The organism is Streptomyces sp. NPDC001315 (assembly GCF_042896175.1).
GTDB lineage: Bacteria > Actinomycetota > Actinomycetes > Streptomycetales > Streptomycetaceae > Streptomyces.
Genome location: NZ_JBIAWZ010000028.1, coordinates 1 through 14,900, shown reverse-complemented (window position 1 = coordinate 14,900; position 14,900 = coordinate 1). Strand labels below are relative to the sequence as shown.

Here is a 14,900-nt window from a genome sequence, read left to right as displayed (position 1 = left end):
CCGGTCACGGAACCGGACACCGGGCGGCGATACTGAACGTATGAAGCTCAGCCGCCGGGTGTCCTGGTTCCTGCTCGCCTTCGGGGTGTGGAGCTGGGTCATCTGGATCACTTTCGTCAAAAACCTGATCAAGGACAGCAGCGGGCTCGCGTTCGACGACGGGCATCCCACCGCATACTTCTGGGTGCACCTGACGCTCGCCGTCGTCTCCTTCGTATTGGGGACGGTCATCGGGGCCCTCGGGTTGCGCGGACTGCGCGCACTGCGCCGCACGTCATAGAGCACCGCGCCGCACGCCACAGCGCACCGCGCCTGCGCCGCACCTCACAGGGCACCGCGCCGCACGTCATAGCCGACAACGGGGGGCACAGCACACAGTGGTCATCGTCTTCGCACTGCTCGCGCTGCTCGTCCTGGGCATCCTGGTGGCGGCCAACTGGTACCTGTGGCGCCGTCTGTTCCGCGACACGACCCGTGGCCCGGGCCGGGCGCGCCGTGCGGGCGCCGTGCTGATCGCCGGAGGCTGGGTGCTGGCCGTCGGCGCCCTCGTCACCGAGCGCGCCGGCGCGCCCTTCTGGCTCCAGCGCGTGCTGGCCTGGCCGGGCTTCCTGTGGCTGGCGCTGTCGATCTACCTGCTGCTCGCCGTGCTGGCGGGTGAGGCCGTACGCCCCCTGCTGCGTCGCTTCCTCGAACGGCGGACGCCCGCCGCCGTGGCCATACCGCAGCGCGAGACGGTACCGGCAGTCGCGCACCGCGACGACCCGCGGCCCCCAGAACCGCAGTCCCAGAAGTCGTCTGAATCCGCGCAGTCCCCGGAATCCGCGCAGTCTCCGGAGTCCCTGGAGTCCGCGCGGTCCCCGGAGTCCTCGGGGTTCATGGAGGCCCCGGAATCACCGCAGCTCCTCGCCGCCCCTTCCCGCCGCCTCTTCGTCTCCCGCGTCGTCGCCGGAACCGCCGCCGCGGCCGCCGTCGGCACGGTCGGCTACGGCACGTACGGCGTGTTGCGCGGACCGAGGGTGAAGCGGGTCACCGTTCCGCTGGCCAAGCTCCCGCGCGCCGCCCACGGCTACCGGATCGCGGTCGTCAGCGACATCCACCTCGGCCCGATCCTGGGCCGCGGCTTCGCCCAGAAGGTCGTCGACACGATCAACGCGACCCAGCCCGACCTGATCGCGGTCGTCGGCGACCTGGTCGACGGCAGCGTCAAGGACCTGGGCCCGGCCGCGGCGCCGCTCGCGCAGCTGACGGCGCGCCACGGAGCCTACTTCGTCACCGGCAACCACGAGTACTTCTCCGGCGCCGAGCAGTGGGTCGAGGAGGTCCGCCGACTGGGCCTGCACCCTCTGGAGAACGCCCGCACCGAACTGCCGCACTTCGACCTGGCGGGCGTCAACGACATCCGCGGCGAGAGCGAGGGCCAGGGACCCGACTTCACCAAGGCCCTCGGCGACCGCGACACGGCACGCGCGTGTGTGCTCCTCGCCCACCAGCCGGTCCAGATCCACGAGGCCGTCGAACACGCCGTCGACCTGCAGCTCTCCGGCCACACCCATGGTGGCCAGCTCTGGCCCGGCAACTTCGTCGCGGCGGCGGCCAACCCGACGGTGGCGGGCCTGGAGCGCTACGGCGACACCCAGCTGTACGTCTCCCGGGGCGCGGGCGCGTGGGGCCCGCCCACGCGCGTGGGCGCACCGTCGGACATCACGGTGATCGAACTGGCCTCGGCACAGGCCTGATCCGGGAGGAGCGGGCCAGAGGCGTCGCCCCACCGGACCCTGTGGGGAACCTGTGAAACTCGCTTGAAACACTCCCTGGGTAAGTTCTTTCTCATCCCAGCAGATTCCTCTTCCCCCAGCTGAAACACCTGTGATTAGGTAACGGCGCCACTTAGGGGAGTGGCATCCGCGCTGGGGCGCCTGGGGAGGGCACCGTGCGATCCGTTCGCATGAGAATTCTGACGACGCTGGTCGTGCTGGCAGTCGTCGGAGTGGGCGGCTGGCAGCTGTTGCCGTCGCAGGGTGACAACGACAAGACCATCAGGGTCGGCACGACGGACACCGTCACGTCGCTCGACCCGGCCGGCGCCTACGACGCCGGTTCCTGGGCCTTGTTCAGCAACATCTTCCAGTCATTGCTCACCTTCGAGCCGGGCGGCACCGAGCCCGTGCCGGACGCGGCCGAAAGCTGCGACTTCGTGGGCACCGATCTTCGTACGTACCGGTGCGAACTACGCAAGGGCCTCGCCTTCTCCAGCGGTCGCGCGATGACCGCCGAGGACGTGAAGTTCTCCTTCGACCGGGTCAAGAAGATCAACGCGGACGTCGGCCCGTCGTCCCTGCTCTCCACCCTCGGCTCGGTGGACGCCCACGGCTCGACCGTCACCTTCCACCTGTCGTCGCCCGACGCCACGTTCCCGTTCAAGGTGGCCACCGGCGCCGGCTCGATCGTCGACAGCACGCGCTACCCGAAGGACGCCCTGCGCACCGGCTCCGACGTCGACGGCAGCGGACCGTACGTCCTGTCGTCGTACACGAAGGGCAAGACCGTGGTCCTGGCGCCCAACGGGCAGTACAAGGGTGCCCTCAAGGACAGCGGGCGGCCGATCGAGCTGCGCTACTACGAGGACGCCGACGCGCTCAACAGCGCCTGGAAGGCCAAGCAGCTCGAGGTGGCCACCCGACAGCTGCCGCCCACGGTCCTCGCCGGGCTCTCACCGAGCGACCCCGACCAGCGTGTCTCCGAGGCCGACAGCTCCGACACCCGCAACCTGTACTTCAACACCCGCGCGGGCTCCCCGCTGCACGACAAGCGGGTCCGGCGGGCCCTGGCCTGGCTGATCAACCGCGAGCAGCTGGCCGCGACCGTGTACAACGGCACCGTCGATCCGCTCTACTCGCTGATCCCGGTCGGCATCACCGGCCACACCACGTCGTTCTTCGACAACTACCCCAAGCAGAGCACCGCGAAGGCGAAGCAGCTGCTCGCCGAGGCCGGCGTGAGCACCCCGATCCACTTCACCTACGGCTACGGCCTCGGCAGCGGCTCCGCCGCCGAGGAGGCCCAGGAGCTCAAGCGGCAGCTGGAGGCCGGCGGCCTGTTCAAGGTGACGGTCAAGGGCTACGAGTGGACCGACTTCCAGAAGCAGTGGGCGAACGGGAAGCTCGACGCGTACGCGGTCGGCTGGGTCGCCGACTACCCCGACCCGGACACCTTCGCCGCCCCGCTCGTCGGCACCGACAGCACCATGAACACCGGCTACAGCAGCCAGGACGTCGACCGGCTGATCCAGTCCACCCAGCAGTACGCCGACCGCAGCCGCGTCGCCCAGGACTTCCGTGCGCTCCAGGAGGACGTCGCCCGCGACGTGCCGATCATTCCGCTGTGGCAGCGCAAGGAGTACGTCGTCAGCAGCGAGGAAGTGGGCGGTGGCCAGTACCTGTCGGACGGCAACGGCGTGTTCCGGCTGTGGAGCCTGACCTGGCTCTGACGAGCGATTCCGGTACCCCGCTTGGACGGGGGTACCGGCGGGCAGTCACCCCACGCGGCACCATGTGACGGAGGTATGGGCGGGGTGAGGAGCAGACGTGTTGAGACGCAACTCCTTCCGGCTGCCCAGGCATCCGGCGTCCGTCGGGCTCGCCCGGCGCCGCGTGCGGGACCATCTGGCCGACTGGGGGCACACGCCCGGTGATCCGGCGCTGGACGACGCCGTCCTGCTCGTGTCCGAGCTCGCCACCAACGTCGTACGCCACGGGCCCTTGCGGGAGCGGGAGTTCGAGGTGGCGGTGACCGCCCTCGCCGACGGCTCCTGCCTCATAGAGGTGTCCGACGAGGGCCGCGTCGAACCGAGGCTGCGGGTGGTCGGGGAGTGGGAGGAGGCCGGCCGCGGCCTGCACCTCGTGGAGCACGTCGCCTCGGCCTGGGGGGTGTGGAGCCGCGGCCGGCACGGCAAGACGGTGTGGGCGCTGGCCCTGGCCCCGGACACCTAGGACTCGGACTCGGGCCTTACGGCCGTACCGGTGTCCGCGTGGGCAGGGTCACCGTCACCGCGAGTCCCTCGCCCGGCGCCGTACGCACCGCCACGTCGCCGCCGTGCGCCCGCACCACCCCCTGCACGATCGCCATGCCGAGACCGCTGCCCGCGCCGCCTCCGGCCCGGAAGAAGCGGTCGAAGATGCGTGCCGCGTCCTCCGCCGTCAGCCCGGGACCCTCGTCCGCCACGCACAGCCGTACGACGCCGTCCTCGCGCTCCACCCCGAGCCGCACCGGCACGTCGGCCGGCGTGTGGGTGCGGACGTTGGCCACCAGGTTGCCGAGCACCTGGCGCAGCCCCGACTCGTCGGCGTGCACCAGCAGGGCACCCTCGGCGCCGACGGTGACGGGCCGCTCCGGCTGCTGCGCCCGCAGGTCCTCGGCCGCGTCCCGCACCAGACAGCTGACGTCGACGTTCCGCAGGCGCAGTTCGGGCTGCTGGTCGAGACGGGCGAGGGTGAGCAGCTCGTCCACCAGGTGCCCCATCCGGTCGGCCTCCGCCATCATCCGGTCCCAGGCCCGCTTGCGCTCGGCGGGCTCGCGCAGCATCCCCTTGTCGTACAGCTGGAGGTAGCCGCGGATCGCGGACAGCGGGGTGCGCAGCTCGTGCGAGGCGTCGGCGACGAAGCGGCGCAGCTGGGCCGCGGTGCGCTCGCGCGTACGGTACGCCGACTCCACCTGGTGGAGCATGGAGTTGAGGGCGAGCCGCAGCTGTTCGACCTCCTGCGTCGGATGATGACTGGAGGGTATCCGCCGGGTCAGGTCCCCCTCGGCTATCGCGGACGAGGTCTCCACCATGTCCTCCAGCGGCAGCATCCGGCGCCGTACGCTGAACAGCGTCAGACAGGCCAGCAGCGCCAGCAGCAACGTGCCGACCGCGAGGTCGAGCTTGAGGGCCTTGGCGATGCCCTTGTGCAGGGCGTCCGTCGACGTGGCCAGCAGGACGTACGTGCCGTCGGAGAGCCGCGTCGCGGTCACGCGGTACGGGGCGCCGCGCACCGTCACGTCGTGCGGCTCGGCGTCCACGGTGAGCGTGCGCGGGTCGGCGACCGCGGCCGCCAGTCCGCGCTGCGCGTCGGTCGGCGCGATGCCGAGGACGGCGACGGCCTCGCCCGTGCCGCCGTCGACGGCGGCGAAGATGGTGTCCGGCGTCGGACGGTCTTCGGTCTCCCCGGGGGTGAGCCGGTCGCGGACGAAGCCCAGCACGGCGACCGAGTCGATCTGCCGCATGGTGAGGTGCGCACTGGCCAGCGAGTCCCGGGTCTTGGTCAGCTCGGTGTCGATCTGGTCGAGCAGGTAGTGCCGCATGCCCATGAGGCTGACGGCGGTGGCCGCGACGATGCCGAGGGCGAGCAGCGCCACATTGGCCAGCGTCAGCTTGGCGCGCAGCGAGTGGATGCCCCGGGAGCTGTGGAGCCGGGGGAGCCATGGAAGTCGGGGCGATGTGAGGGACCGGAGGGAGCTGGAGGATCCGGGGGACCTGGACGCTCCGGGTGATCCAGACGCTCCGGATGATCCGGGTGTTCCGGGGGAGCCGGCCGTTCCGGCGGACCTGGGGAACCTGGGGAACCTCATGCCAGCCCGTATCCGACACCCCGCCGCGTGGTGATCACCGGCGCTCCCAGCGCGTCCAGCTTGCGGCGCAGATAGCTGATGTAGGTCTCGACGACGGTCGACTCCGGCGGGGTGTGCTCGTACTGCCAGACGTGGCGCAGGAGTTGTTCCTTGGGCACGATCCGGCCGCCGTTGCGCACCAGGAAACGCAGCAGCGCGTACTCGGTGGGGGTGAGTTCGACCGTACGGCCCGCGCGGTGCACCGAGTACGTCGTCTCGTCCAGTTCCAGGTCGCCGTACCGCAGAGGCGGCCGCTGCGGGAGGACGTCGGCCGGGCGGGTGCGGCGCAGTACGGCGGTGATCCGGGCGACGACCTCGTCGATGTTGAACGGCTTGGTGATGTAGTCGTCGCCGAAGCCGAGGGCGCCGACGATCTCGGCGGGGGAGTCCCGCGCGGTCAGGAACACCAGCGCCAGCTCGGGCCGCGCGGCGCGCAGTTCACGGCCCAGGGCGCGCCCGTCGCCGTCCGGGAGCATGACGTCGAGCAGCGCGACGTCGGGCCGCGTGCGCTCGGCGAGGGTGAGCGCCTCGCGGACGGTGCCCGCGGTCATGACCTCGAAGCGGTGGTAGCGCAGCGCGATGGCGAGGACGTCCGCGATGCTCGGCTCGTCCTCCACGACCAGCACGGTGCCAGGAGCCGTCGACATGCCCCCAGTATCGGCGCGGCCACTGACAACCGGGCCGGTTCCGCGCTTTGGAGTTCCTTGAGAGTCATGGGCGACCGTGTCCAACCGCGCGTGCCGCCGCCGATCCTGTTGCCCAGGACCTGGGGGACCGACCGATCGACCGGCAATCGAATAAGGAGCGTTGAACGTGGCGGCATTGGCACGTTGGTGCTACCGGCACCGGCTGGTGGTCCTGTTGCTGTGGGTGGGGGCACTGTTCGGCCTGGGCTTCTCGGCCTCGACGGCGGGTACGGACTACGCGAACGTCTTCTCCCTTCCGGACACGGACTCCAAGAGCGCGTACGACCTGATGGAAAAGGCCTTCCCCGCGCGCGCGGGCGACACCGACACGGTGGTGTGGAAGGTCGACGACGGCACGGTCCGGGACCAGGACGTACGGTCCCGGATCCAGCCCGCGCTGGCCGAGATCGCGAAGATGAAGGGCGTCGGCGACGTCGCCGACCCCTACACGGACCGGGGCGCGACACAGATCAGCGGTGACGGACGCATCGCGTACGCCCAGATCACGTTCGCCGATCAGGCCAACGCCGTCCCCAAGGAACTCGTCCAGGACGTCGTCGACACCGCACGGGCCGCCGAACGCGACGGACTCCAGGTGGAGTTGGGTGGCCAGGCCATCCAGCGGGTGCAGGAACCGCCCACCGGCCTCGCCGAGATGGTCGGCCTCGCGGCGGCGGCGATCGTGCTGTTCCTCGCCTTCGGCTCGCTCTTCGCGATGCTCCTGCCGATCGGCGTGGCGATCTTCGGTGTCGGCACGGGACTGTTCTCCACTCAGCTCCTCAGCCATGTCACCGACATCCCCGACCTGGCCCCGCTGCTCTCCTCGCTGATCGGCCTCGGCGTCGGCATCGACTACGCCCTGTTCATCGTCACCCGGCACCGGCGCAACATCCTGCGCGGCGCCGACCCGGAGGAGTCGGCGGTCACCGCCCTCAACACCTCGGGGCGGGCGGTGCTGTTCGCGGGCGGCACGGTGTGTATCGCGCTGGCCGGGATGCTGGTGACGAACCTGCGCTTCCTGGACGGCGTGGTCATCGGCACCTCGCTCACCGTCGTGCTGAGCGTGCTCGCGGCCACCACCCTGCTGCCGGCCCTGCTCGGCCTCCTCGGCCCGCGCGTTCTCAGCCGCAGGCAGCGGCGCCGGCTGGCCGCCGAGGGCCCCGAGCAGGAGCGGGCGAGCGGTCTCGCGGCCCGCTGGTCGGCCGGCGTGCAGCGGCGCCCGCGCCGGATCGCCGCACTCGCCGTCGTCGTCATGGCCGTACTCGCCCTGCCCGTGCTGTCGTTGCGCCTGGGCGCCACCGACCAGGGCAACGACGACGCCACGACGACCACCAGGAAGGCGTACGACCTGCTCGCCCAGGGCTTCGGGCCCGGCTTCAACGGCCCGCTCCAGGTGGTCACGACCGGCGGCGACACGGCCACGCTGGTCAAGGACATCGAGGCGACCCCCGGGGTGGCGCAGGCCGCGGCGCTGCCGCCCGCCCGCGGCGTCACGGTCATCCAGGTCGTCCCCACCACGTCACCGCAGTCCGAGCAGACCGACGACCTCATCGACACCCTCCGCGACGATGTGATCCCGCGCGCGGGTGCGACCGCGCACGTCGGCGGAGTCACCGCGGTCTCCAAGGACTTCGCGTCCGTCACCGGCGACCGGCTGCCGCTCTTCGTCGTCACCATCATCGGACTGGGCTTCCTGCTGCTCCTGGTCGCCTTCCGCTCCCTGGTGGTGCCGCTGACGGCCGCCGTGATGAACCTGATCGCCGCGGCGGCCTCCTTCGGTGTCCTGGTCGCGATCTTCCAGTGGGGCTGGGGCCTGGACCTGCTCGGCCTCGGCAAGGAGGGCCCGATCAACGCCTTCCTGCCGGTGATCATGCTGTCCCTGCTCTTCGGCCTCTCCATGGACTACCAGGTGTTCCTGGTCAGCCGTATGCACGAGGAGTGGGTGCACACGCGCGACAACGCCCGCGCGGTCCGGGTGGGCCTCGCGGAGACCAGCCGCGTCATCAACAGCGCGGCCCTGATCATGGTCTGCGTCTTCCTGGCGTTCGTGCTGAGCGGCGACTCGGGCGCGGCGATGGCCGGCGTGGGCCTGGCGGCGGCGGTGGCGCTCGACGCGTTCATTCTGCGTACGGCGCTGGTGCCGGCCGCGATGCACCTGCTGGGCAACTCCAACTGGTGGCTGCCGGCCTGGCTGGACAAGCGGCTGCCGCATCTCGCGGTGGAGCCGGCGGAGGAGGCGGCGGAGGCCGCGGAGCACGAGGGCCCCGCTTCCGTCGTCCACGGCTTCGTCCGCACCGCCGACGGCGACCCGGTCGAGGGCGCGGCGGTGACCCTGCTGTCCAGGGGCGGCCGCCAACTGGACCGCGTGACCTCCCTGGCCGACGGCTCGTACATCCTCGCCGTCCCGTCCCCGGGCACGTACCTGCTGGCGACGGCGGCCCACTCGTACGGCTCTCGGGCCCGGCACGTGGTCGTGGCGGACGGGCCCCTGGTCCACGACGTGGAGCTCGCCGAAGGCGAGATGGACACCGTGAACTGAACCAACGGGCCGCGGTTCCGCGCCGGTCCGCCCGATCGGGTGACCGGCGCGGAACCGCGGCCACGGACGGGCCCCATGCCCGCCGGCCTCTTACGAGGCCGACGTCCGTGATGCCGGATCAGGCAGCACCTTCGTCATCCCCGGCAAGAAGTCCGTGAACAGCTCGTGCACCTCCAGCACCAGCGGCCGCAGCACCCGGAAGCGGGCCAGCGCGACGCCGCGCGCGGTGAGGCGGGCACCGCGCTCGGCGAGGCGGTAGCTGCGTTCCCGGCCGTCCGTACGGTCGAAGATCCAGTACAGGACGAGCCCCATCTGGGAGAGCCACATCAGTTCCGGGAGCACGTCCCGCAGCTCCGCGGGCACCTTGCTCTTCGCCCCCGCGAGCACCTCCCGGTGGACGCCGATGGCCTCCACGCGCGCGTGCTCCGACTCCGGGGAGAAGGGACTGAGCGGGCTGTCGGGGTCGGCGGCGTTCTTGAAGAACTGCACCGCGAACTCGTGATACGGCGTGGCGACGTCCAACCATGTCCGCAGCACGCCCGCGAGCCGCGCCTCCAGGCTCGTCTCCCGGTCCAGGACTTCCCGGACCGCCGCCCGGTGCTCGGCGGCGAGCCGGTCGTAGAAGCCCTGGATCAGGTGTTCCTTGCCGGAGAAGTAGTAGTACGCGTTTCCGACGGAGACCCCGGCCTCCTTGGCGATGGCCCGCATGGTCGTCTTGTCGTAGCCCCGCTCCTGGAACAGCCGCATCGCCGTCTCCAGGATCAGGGCGCGGGTCTGCTCGGACTTGGTCGGCGCGGCGCCGTCGTCGGGGCTCTCGTTGTTCGCAGGCACGGTAAGAGAGCCTAACGAGTGGCGCACATGCCGTCGTCGCAGCCGGGGGCGGTGTACGTCCACCCGCGGGCGGGGTCGTAGGCCCATCCGTCCGTGCGCGCGTACGCCCGCCCGCGCCCCTGCGCCCCGCGCCACTTGGCGGCGGCGAGAACGGCGCCCTTGGCGAGCTTCGCCCCGGTGGGGGTGCTCAGGCGGTGGGCGAGCGGCCGGTGTTCGCGCAGCGCCCACAGGGTGACGATCCAGGCGGCGGTGCCCCGGTAGACCTGCCCGCCGTCGCCCACGACGGTGACGTCGTTCAGCGTGGCGCGGTGGTCGAGGGCGGGGAAGCGCCGCCGCGCCTCGTCCGAGGCGGCCGGCACGAGCTCCAGCGGCACCAACTGGGGCTGGCGTACGAGCCAGTCGCGTACGAAGGCGCAGATCGAGCACTCGGCGTCGTACAGCACGGTGAGCCGGCGGACCGGGACGCGCGCGGCGTCCCGGTCCGCCCCGACGGCCGTCACGGTGCTCACGCCCCGGCGGTGGGGGCGACCCAGCCCTGCGGCGCGACCGGCGGAACCTGCTCCCGCTCCAGCATCCCGCGCCGCCGGATCCGGCTGAGCACGTACACGTTGCCCAGGTGCATCACGCCGAGCACCAGCAGCACCACACCCAGCTTCGTCGACAGGGCCTCGAAGACCCCGCGGGTGTCGCCGATGGTGTCGTCGTCGCTCAGGTACAGCGCGACGAAACCGAGGTTGACGAGGTAGAAGCCGACCACCAGGAGGTGGTTGACGGCGTCCGCGAGCTTCTCGTTCCCGTGCAGCACGTCGGCCAGGAAGACCCGTCCGTTTCGGCTGAGCGTGCGGGCCACCCAGATGGTCAGGGCAATGCTGACCAGAAGGTAGATGACGTACGCGACGACTGTGAGGTCCATGTCCCCACCCCTTCTTGAACGCGTTCAAAACGCTGTCGGGACTGACTGTAGACCTGTTTTTGAACGTGTTCAACCGAACTTCGTGTCGCAACTTCCCGCCGTAGGGCGCTTCCTGTGCACGGGCGACGCACGACGCGAGGCCGGTGACGCTCACAGCTGCGTCACCGGCCTCGCGCGGGGCCGAACGGTCCACCGGGTGCGGCGGAGGTTTCCGTCGACACGCCGGGGGACGTGGTGGGGGTGTGGCTTCCCCTGCTCAGAGCTACGGATCAGGCGGTGGCGGCGGGCAGCCCGGCGATCAGCGCGGTGAGCTCCTCGAGCTCCGGCGCGGTCAGGTCGGTCAGTGGGGGGCGGACGGGGCCCGCGCTGTGCCCGGTGGCGGTCATGCCGGCCTTGACGATGCTGACCGCGTAGCCGGCCTGCCGGTTGCGGATCTCCGTGTAGGGCAGCACGAAGTCGGTCAGCAGCCGGGTGACGGTGTCGTGGCGGCGCCCGCGGACCGCCGCGTAGAAGTCGAGGGCGAACTCGGGCAGGAAGTTGAAGATCGCCGAGGAGTAGGTGGTGACGCCGAGCTCCAGGTACGGCAGGGCGAACGTCTCGGCGGTGGGCAGGCCCCCGATGTAGGTCAGGCGCTCGCCCAGGCGGGTGTACACGCGGGTCATGGTGTCGATGTCACCGACGCCGTCCTTGTAGCCGATCAGGTTGGGGCACGTCTCGGCCAGGCGGGCGACCGTGTCGGCGGAGTAGACGGCGTTGGCGCGGCTGTAGACGACCACGCCGAGGGACGTGGAGCGGCAGACCGCCTCGACGTGGCGGGCCAGACCTTCCTGACCCGCCTCGGTCAGGTAGGGCGGGAAGAGCAGGATGCCGTCGGCGCCGGCGCGTTCGGCGGCGGCGGCGAACTCGATCGCGGTGGCGGTGCCGTAGCCGACCGGGGCCAGGATCGGCGTGCCGTCGGGGGCGCTGTCCGCGGCGGCGGTGACGACGCGTTCGACCTCGGTGGGGGTGAGGGAGAAGAACTCGCCGGTACCGCCCGCTGCGAAGAGGCCGCCGACGTCGTACTTGGCCAGCCGGACGATGTTCTGGCGGTAGGCGTCCTCGTCGAAGGAGAGATCGTCCTTGAAGTGCGTCACGGGGAAGGACAGCAGTCCGGAGCCGAGGCGACTGCGCAGCTCTGCCGGGGTGAAGGACGTCATGGGATTACTGCTCCTGAAGGTGGCAGGGAGGATGGGGGTGGGACCGCGGCGACGCCGACGGCTGGGCGGCAGGAGGCCGACGGCCGGGCGGCAGGAGGAGGTGCCGGGGTACGCCACGGGCGTGCCGGGGGGTGTGGAACGGCGTGCCGGGGTGGGACGGGTGTGCCGCGGGGTGTCGGGGGCGCGGACAGCCGTGCCGGAGTGCGGACGGGTGGTTCCGGCGCGGGCAGCGCTGCTGTCCTTTACTGCGCTGCCCGCGCCAGGTCCCGGCGTCTGCCGCGGCCGGAGCGCGCGGCTGTCTTCACCGCGTCGCCCGCGCCGGGTCTCGGCGTCCGTCGAGCCGGTATCACGTGGCCGGCGCCGCAGGTCAGGGGCGGGAGCCGACCTCGTGTTCGGCGACCGTCCAGGCGCGGGCCTGGTCGCTGAGGGTGAAGCCGAGGCCGGGCCGCGAGGAGACGTACATGCGCCCGTCGCGGATCTCCAGGCGCTCGTTGAACAGCGGCTCCAGCCAGTCGAAGTGCTCCACCCACGGCTCGATCGGATAGGCGGCGGCCAGGTGGAGATGGATCTCCATCGCGAAGTGCGGAGCGAGTTGCAGCTGGTTGTGCTCGGCGAGCGCGGCGAGCTTGAGGAACTGGGTGATGCCGCCGATGCGGGGGGCGTCGGGCTGGATGACGTCGGCGGCGTTGTGCCGGATCAGCTCGACGTGCTCGGCGACGCTGGCCAGCATCTCGCCGGTGGCGACGGGAGTGTCCAGGGAGGCGGCGAGCGCGGCGTGGCCCTGGGCGTCGTAGGCGTCGAGGGGCTCCTCGATCCAGACCAGGTTGAACTCTTCCAGGGCGCGGCCCATGCGCCGGGCGGTGGGCCGGTCCCACTGCTGGTTGGCGTCGACCATGAGCGGGGCGTCGTCGCCGATGTGCTCGCGCACCGCAGTGAGGCGGGAGAGGTCGTACTTGCCGTCGGGGTGCCCGACCTTGATCTTGATGCCGCCGATGCCGCTGCTCAGGGAGGCGGTCGCGTTGTCCAGGACCTGCTCGGTCGGAGTGTGCAGGAATCCGCCGGAGGTGTTGTAACAGCGCACGGAGTCGCGGTGGGCGCCCAGCAGCTTGGCCAGCGGCAGACCGGCCCGCTTGGCCTTGAGGTCCCACAGCGCGACGTCGAAGGCGGCGATCGCCTGAGTGGCCAGGCCACTGCGGCCCACGGAGGCGCCCGCCCAGACGAGCTTGGTCCAGATCTTGCCGATGTCGCTGGGGTCCTCACCGATCAGGTTGTCGGCGATCTCGCGGGCATGGGCGAACTGGCCGGGACCGCCGGCGCGCTTGGAGTAGCTGAAGCCGACGCCCTCGTGCCCCTGCTCGGTGGCGATCTCCACGAAGAGGAAGGCCACCTCCGTCATCGGCTTCTGGCGGCCGGTGAGGACCTTCGCGTCGCTGATCGGCGTGGCCAGCGGCAGTGTCACGGAGGAGAGACGCAGCCAGGCGATGCGGTCGAGGGTGGCTTCGCCCGCGGTGTACGGGGCGTGCGCTGTCGTGTTCGTCGTGGTCACCACTTCGTGTCCCTGGGTTGAGGCGGTTGGAATTGTGCGGGCCGTGAGGATCGCGGCGGCCGGACGGCAACCAGGTCTCCGGGAGCAGCAGGGGAGGCTCCACGTCTGCCCGTCACGACCAGGAGGCTCCAGGGCTGCTACGGGCGGCCTCTGAGGACGGTCTGCATACGGCGATCCGACGATCGTGATCCGGGTCGAGCCATGGTGCGTACTCCCTTGGCTCTCCCCTGTGCGCCGTGCGGGCGGTGTGCGGCGCGGGGATCACCGTGTCGAATGCGTTCGACGCTACGGGCAGCGATTGATCCACGTCCAACATAAAATTTGGATGTACTCATACAAGGAGAGCATCATTGTTCACGTTGACCCAGCTGACGTGCTTTGTGGCGGTGGCGGAAGAACTGCACTTCACCCGGGCCGCCGAGCGCCTGCGTATGACCCAGCCGCCGCTGAGCCGGCAGATCCAGCTGCTGGAGAGCGACCTGGGTGTGAAGCTGCTGGACCGCACCAATCGCACCGTGCGTCTGACGCCCGCGGGCCGGGCCTTCCTCGCGGAAGCGCGCCGTATCGTGCGCCAGGCCGAACACGCCACCCTCGCCGTGCGGCGGGTGTCCACCGGCGAGGCGGGCGCGATCGCCGTCGGCTTCACCGCCGCCAGCGCCTACTCCGCGCTCGGAGAGTTTCTCAAGACCGCCCGGAGCGCCCTGCCGGCGGTGGAGATACTGCTGCACGAGCTGGTCACCCGCGACCAGCTAGAAGCCCTCAGCGAGGGCTCTCTCGACCTCGGTCTGATCCGCCCGTCCGCCGTCGGCGCCGATCTGACCGCACGCACCGCCGTCCGGGAGGGGCTGGTGGCCGCCCTGCCGGCGGATCACCCGCTGGCGGCCGCCGACGGGCCCGTCGAACTGCCGGACTTCGACGGCCAGGACTTCCTGATGTACTCCCCCATCGAGGCCCGCTACTTCCACGAACTGCTGCTCAGCACGTTCCGCGCCGAGGGAGTGCGGCCGGTCTTCACCCAGTACCTCAGCCAGGTGCACAGCATCCTGGCCCTGGTCAACACCGGCTGGGGCATCGCCCTGATTCCCGAGGCCGCGGCGCAGATGCGGTACGCCGGTGTCGTCTACCGGCCGTTGCGGCTGCCCGGCGACCCCCGGCCCGTCGAGCTGGACTACGTATGGCGCAAAAACAACGACAATCCCGCTCTCGATGCCCTGCTCCAACTCCTCTGACCCGGCCCCGGCAGCCGTTCGGGCATGTGCCCGACAGGCGCGCGCCATGGGCGTGTCATACAAGAAAGTGTTCAGCTGCCTCGTCAGCGTCCGCGAGATCAAGCGCGTCGAACTCCCCGACGAGGAGCCTGCCGCCGGGTAGCCCGCCAACCGCTGGAGGCCGTCCGGAGCAGGGAGGCCTGCCCGCCGACGACATGAAGTGCCTCGCGCCGGGCCGTACTAGGGCCTGTTCTGAGTTGAGATCACGGATCGGTCATTCCCGCTTCGGGAGGGTGCTGGATGCGGTAGACCGGTTGCGTGACTCGTGGTGATCT

The 14,900-nt window shown here is 70.9% G+C and carries 13 protein-coding genes; 6 read left to right on the top strand and 7 right to left on the bottom strand.

Translation table 11 applies throughout. The features are described from left to right. Positions 1–40 precede the first annotated feature (40 nt). The 4 genes from ACFY16_RS38715 to ACFY16_RS38700 all read left to right on the top strand — a co-directional run bounded on the left by ACFY16_RS38715 (position 41) and on the right by ACFY16_RS38700 (position 3,989). Positions 41–280, top strand: a complete 240-nt coding sequence (locus ACFY16_RS38715) for an SCO4848 family membrane protein (protein WP_390651925.1) — start codon at positions 41–43, stop codon at positions 278–280. Positions 281–377: 97 nt separating this feature from the next. Next, positions 378–1,736, top strand: a complete 1,359-nt coding sequence (locus ACFY16_RS38710) for a metallophosphoesterase (protein WP_390651924.1) — start codon at positions 378–380, stop codon at positions 1,734–1,736. Between the two features lie 209 nt (positions 1,737–1,945). Beyond that, on the top strand, positions 1,946–3,487 hold the full coding sequence (locus ACFY16_RS38705; protein ID WP_390651923.1) for an ABC transporter substrate-binding protein: 1,542 nt from the start codon (positions 1,946–1,948) through the stop codon (positions 3,485–3,487). Positions 3,488–3,584: 97 nt separating this feature from the next. Then, positions 3,585–3,989: an ATP-binding protein gene (locus tag ACFY16_RS38700; protein WP_390651922.1), complete on the top strand. Its 405-nt coding sequence runs from the start codon at positions 3,585–3,587 to the stop codon at positions 3,987–3,989. A 16-nt stretch (positions 3,990–4,005) separates the two neighbouring features. On the opposite strand, the gene ACFY16_RS38695 is transcribed toward ACFY16_RS38700, so the two are convergent. Together ACFY16_RS38695 and ACFY16_RS38690 are read right to left on the bottom strand one after the other, a co-directional pair. Continuing rightward, complete coding sequence (locus ACFY16_RS38695) at positions 4,006–5,394, bottom strand: sensor histidine kinase (protein WP_390651921.1); 1,389 nt, start codon at positions 5,392–5,394, stop codon at positions 4,006–4,008. Positions 5,395–5,603: 209 nt separating this feature from the next. Beyond that, positions 5,604–6,293 (bottom strand): response regulator transcription factor, encoded by a 690-nt coding sequence (locus ACFY16_RS38690; protein ID WP_390651920.1) that lies wholly within the window; start codon positions 6,291–6,293, stop codon positions 5,604–5,606. 175 nt (positions 6,294–6,468) lie between these two features. Here ACFY16_RS38690 and ACFY16_RS38685 point away from each other — a divergent pair, with 175 nt between their 5' ends. After that, positions 6,469–8,871 (top strand): MMPL family transporter, encoded by a 2,403-nt coding sequence (locus tag ACFY16_RS38685; protein WP_390651988.1) that lies wholly within the window; start codon positions 6,469–6,471, stop codon positions 8,869–8,871. 90 nt (positions 8,872–8,961) lie between these two features. On the opposite strand, the gene ACFY16_RS38680 is transcribed toward ACFY16_RS38685, so the two are convergent. From ACFY16_RS38680 to ACFY16_RS38660, 5 genes are all read right to left on the bottom strand, one after another. Next, positions 8,962–9,702, bottom strand: coding sequence for a TetR/AcrR family transcriptional regulator (locus tag ACFY16_RS38680; RefSeq protein WP_390651919.1), 741 nt, complete (start codon positions 9,700–9,702; stop codon positions 8,962–8,964). Between the two features lie 11 nt (positions 9,703–9,713). After that, complete coding sequence (locus ACFY16_RS38675; RefSeq protein ID WP_390651918.1) at positions 9,714–10,211, bottom strand: thiol-disulfide oxidoreductase DCC family protein; 498 nt, start codon at positions 10,209–10,211, stop codon at positions 9,714–9,716. Then, a complete protein-coding gene (locus tag ACFY16_RS38670; RefSeq protein ID WP_390651917.1) occupies positions 10,208–10,615 on the bottom strand; it encodes a hypothetical protein in 408 nt (135 codons plus the stop codon). Before ACFY16_RS38670 ends, ACFY16_RS38675 begins: the two co-directional genes overlap by 4 nt. 269 nt (positions 10,616–10,884) lie before the next feature. Next, the gene (gene kdgD, locus ACFY16_RS38665) at positions 10,885–11,811 is read right to left on the bottom strand and encodes a 5-dehydro-4-deoxyglucarate dehydratase (RefSeq protein WP_390651916.1); all 927 of its coding nucleotides are present in this window, start codon (positions 11,809–11,811) and stop codon (positions 10,885–10,887) included. Positions 11,812–12,178: 367 nt separating this feature from the next. Beyond that, on the bottom strand, positions 12,179–13,360 hold the full coding sequence (locus tag ACFY16_RS38660) for a mandelate racemase/muconate lactonizing enzyme family protein (RefSeq protein ID WP_390651915.1): 1,182 nt from the start codon (positions 13,358–13,360) through the stop codon (positions 12,179–12,181). A 347-nt stretch (positions 13,361–13,707) separates the two neighbouring features. Here ACFY16_RS38660 and ACFY16_RS38655 point away from each other — a divergent pair, with 347 nt between their 5' ends. Continuing rightward, positions 13,708–14,586: a LysR substrate-binding domain-containing protein gene (locus ACFY16_RS38655; protein ID WP_390651914.1), complete on the top strand. Its 879-nt coding sequence runs from the start codon at positions 13,708–13,710 to the stop codon at positions 14,584–14,586. The last annotated feature ends 314 nt before the right edge of the window (positions 14,587–14,900 follow it).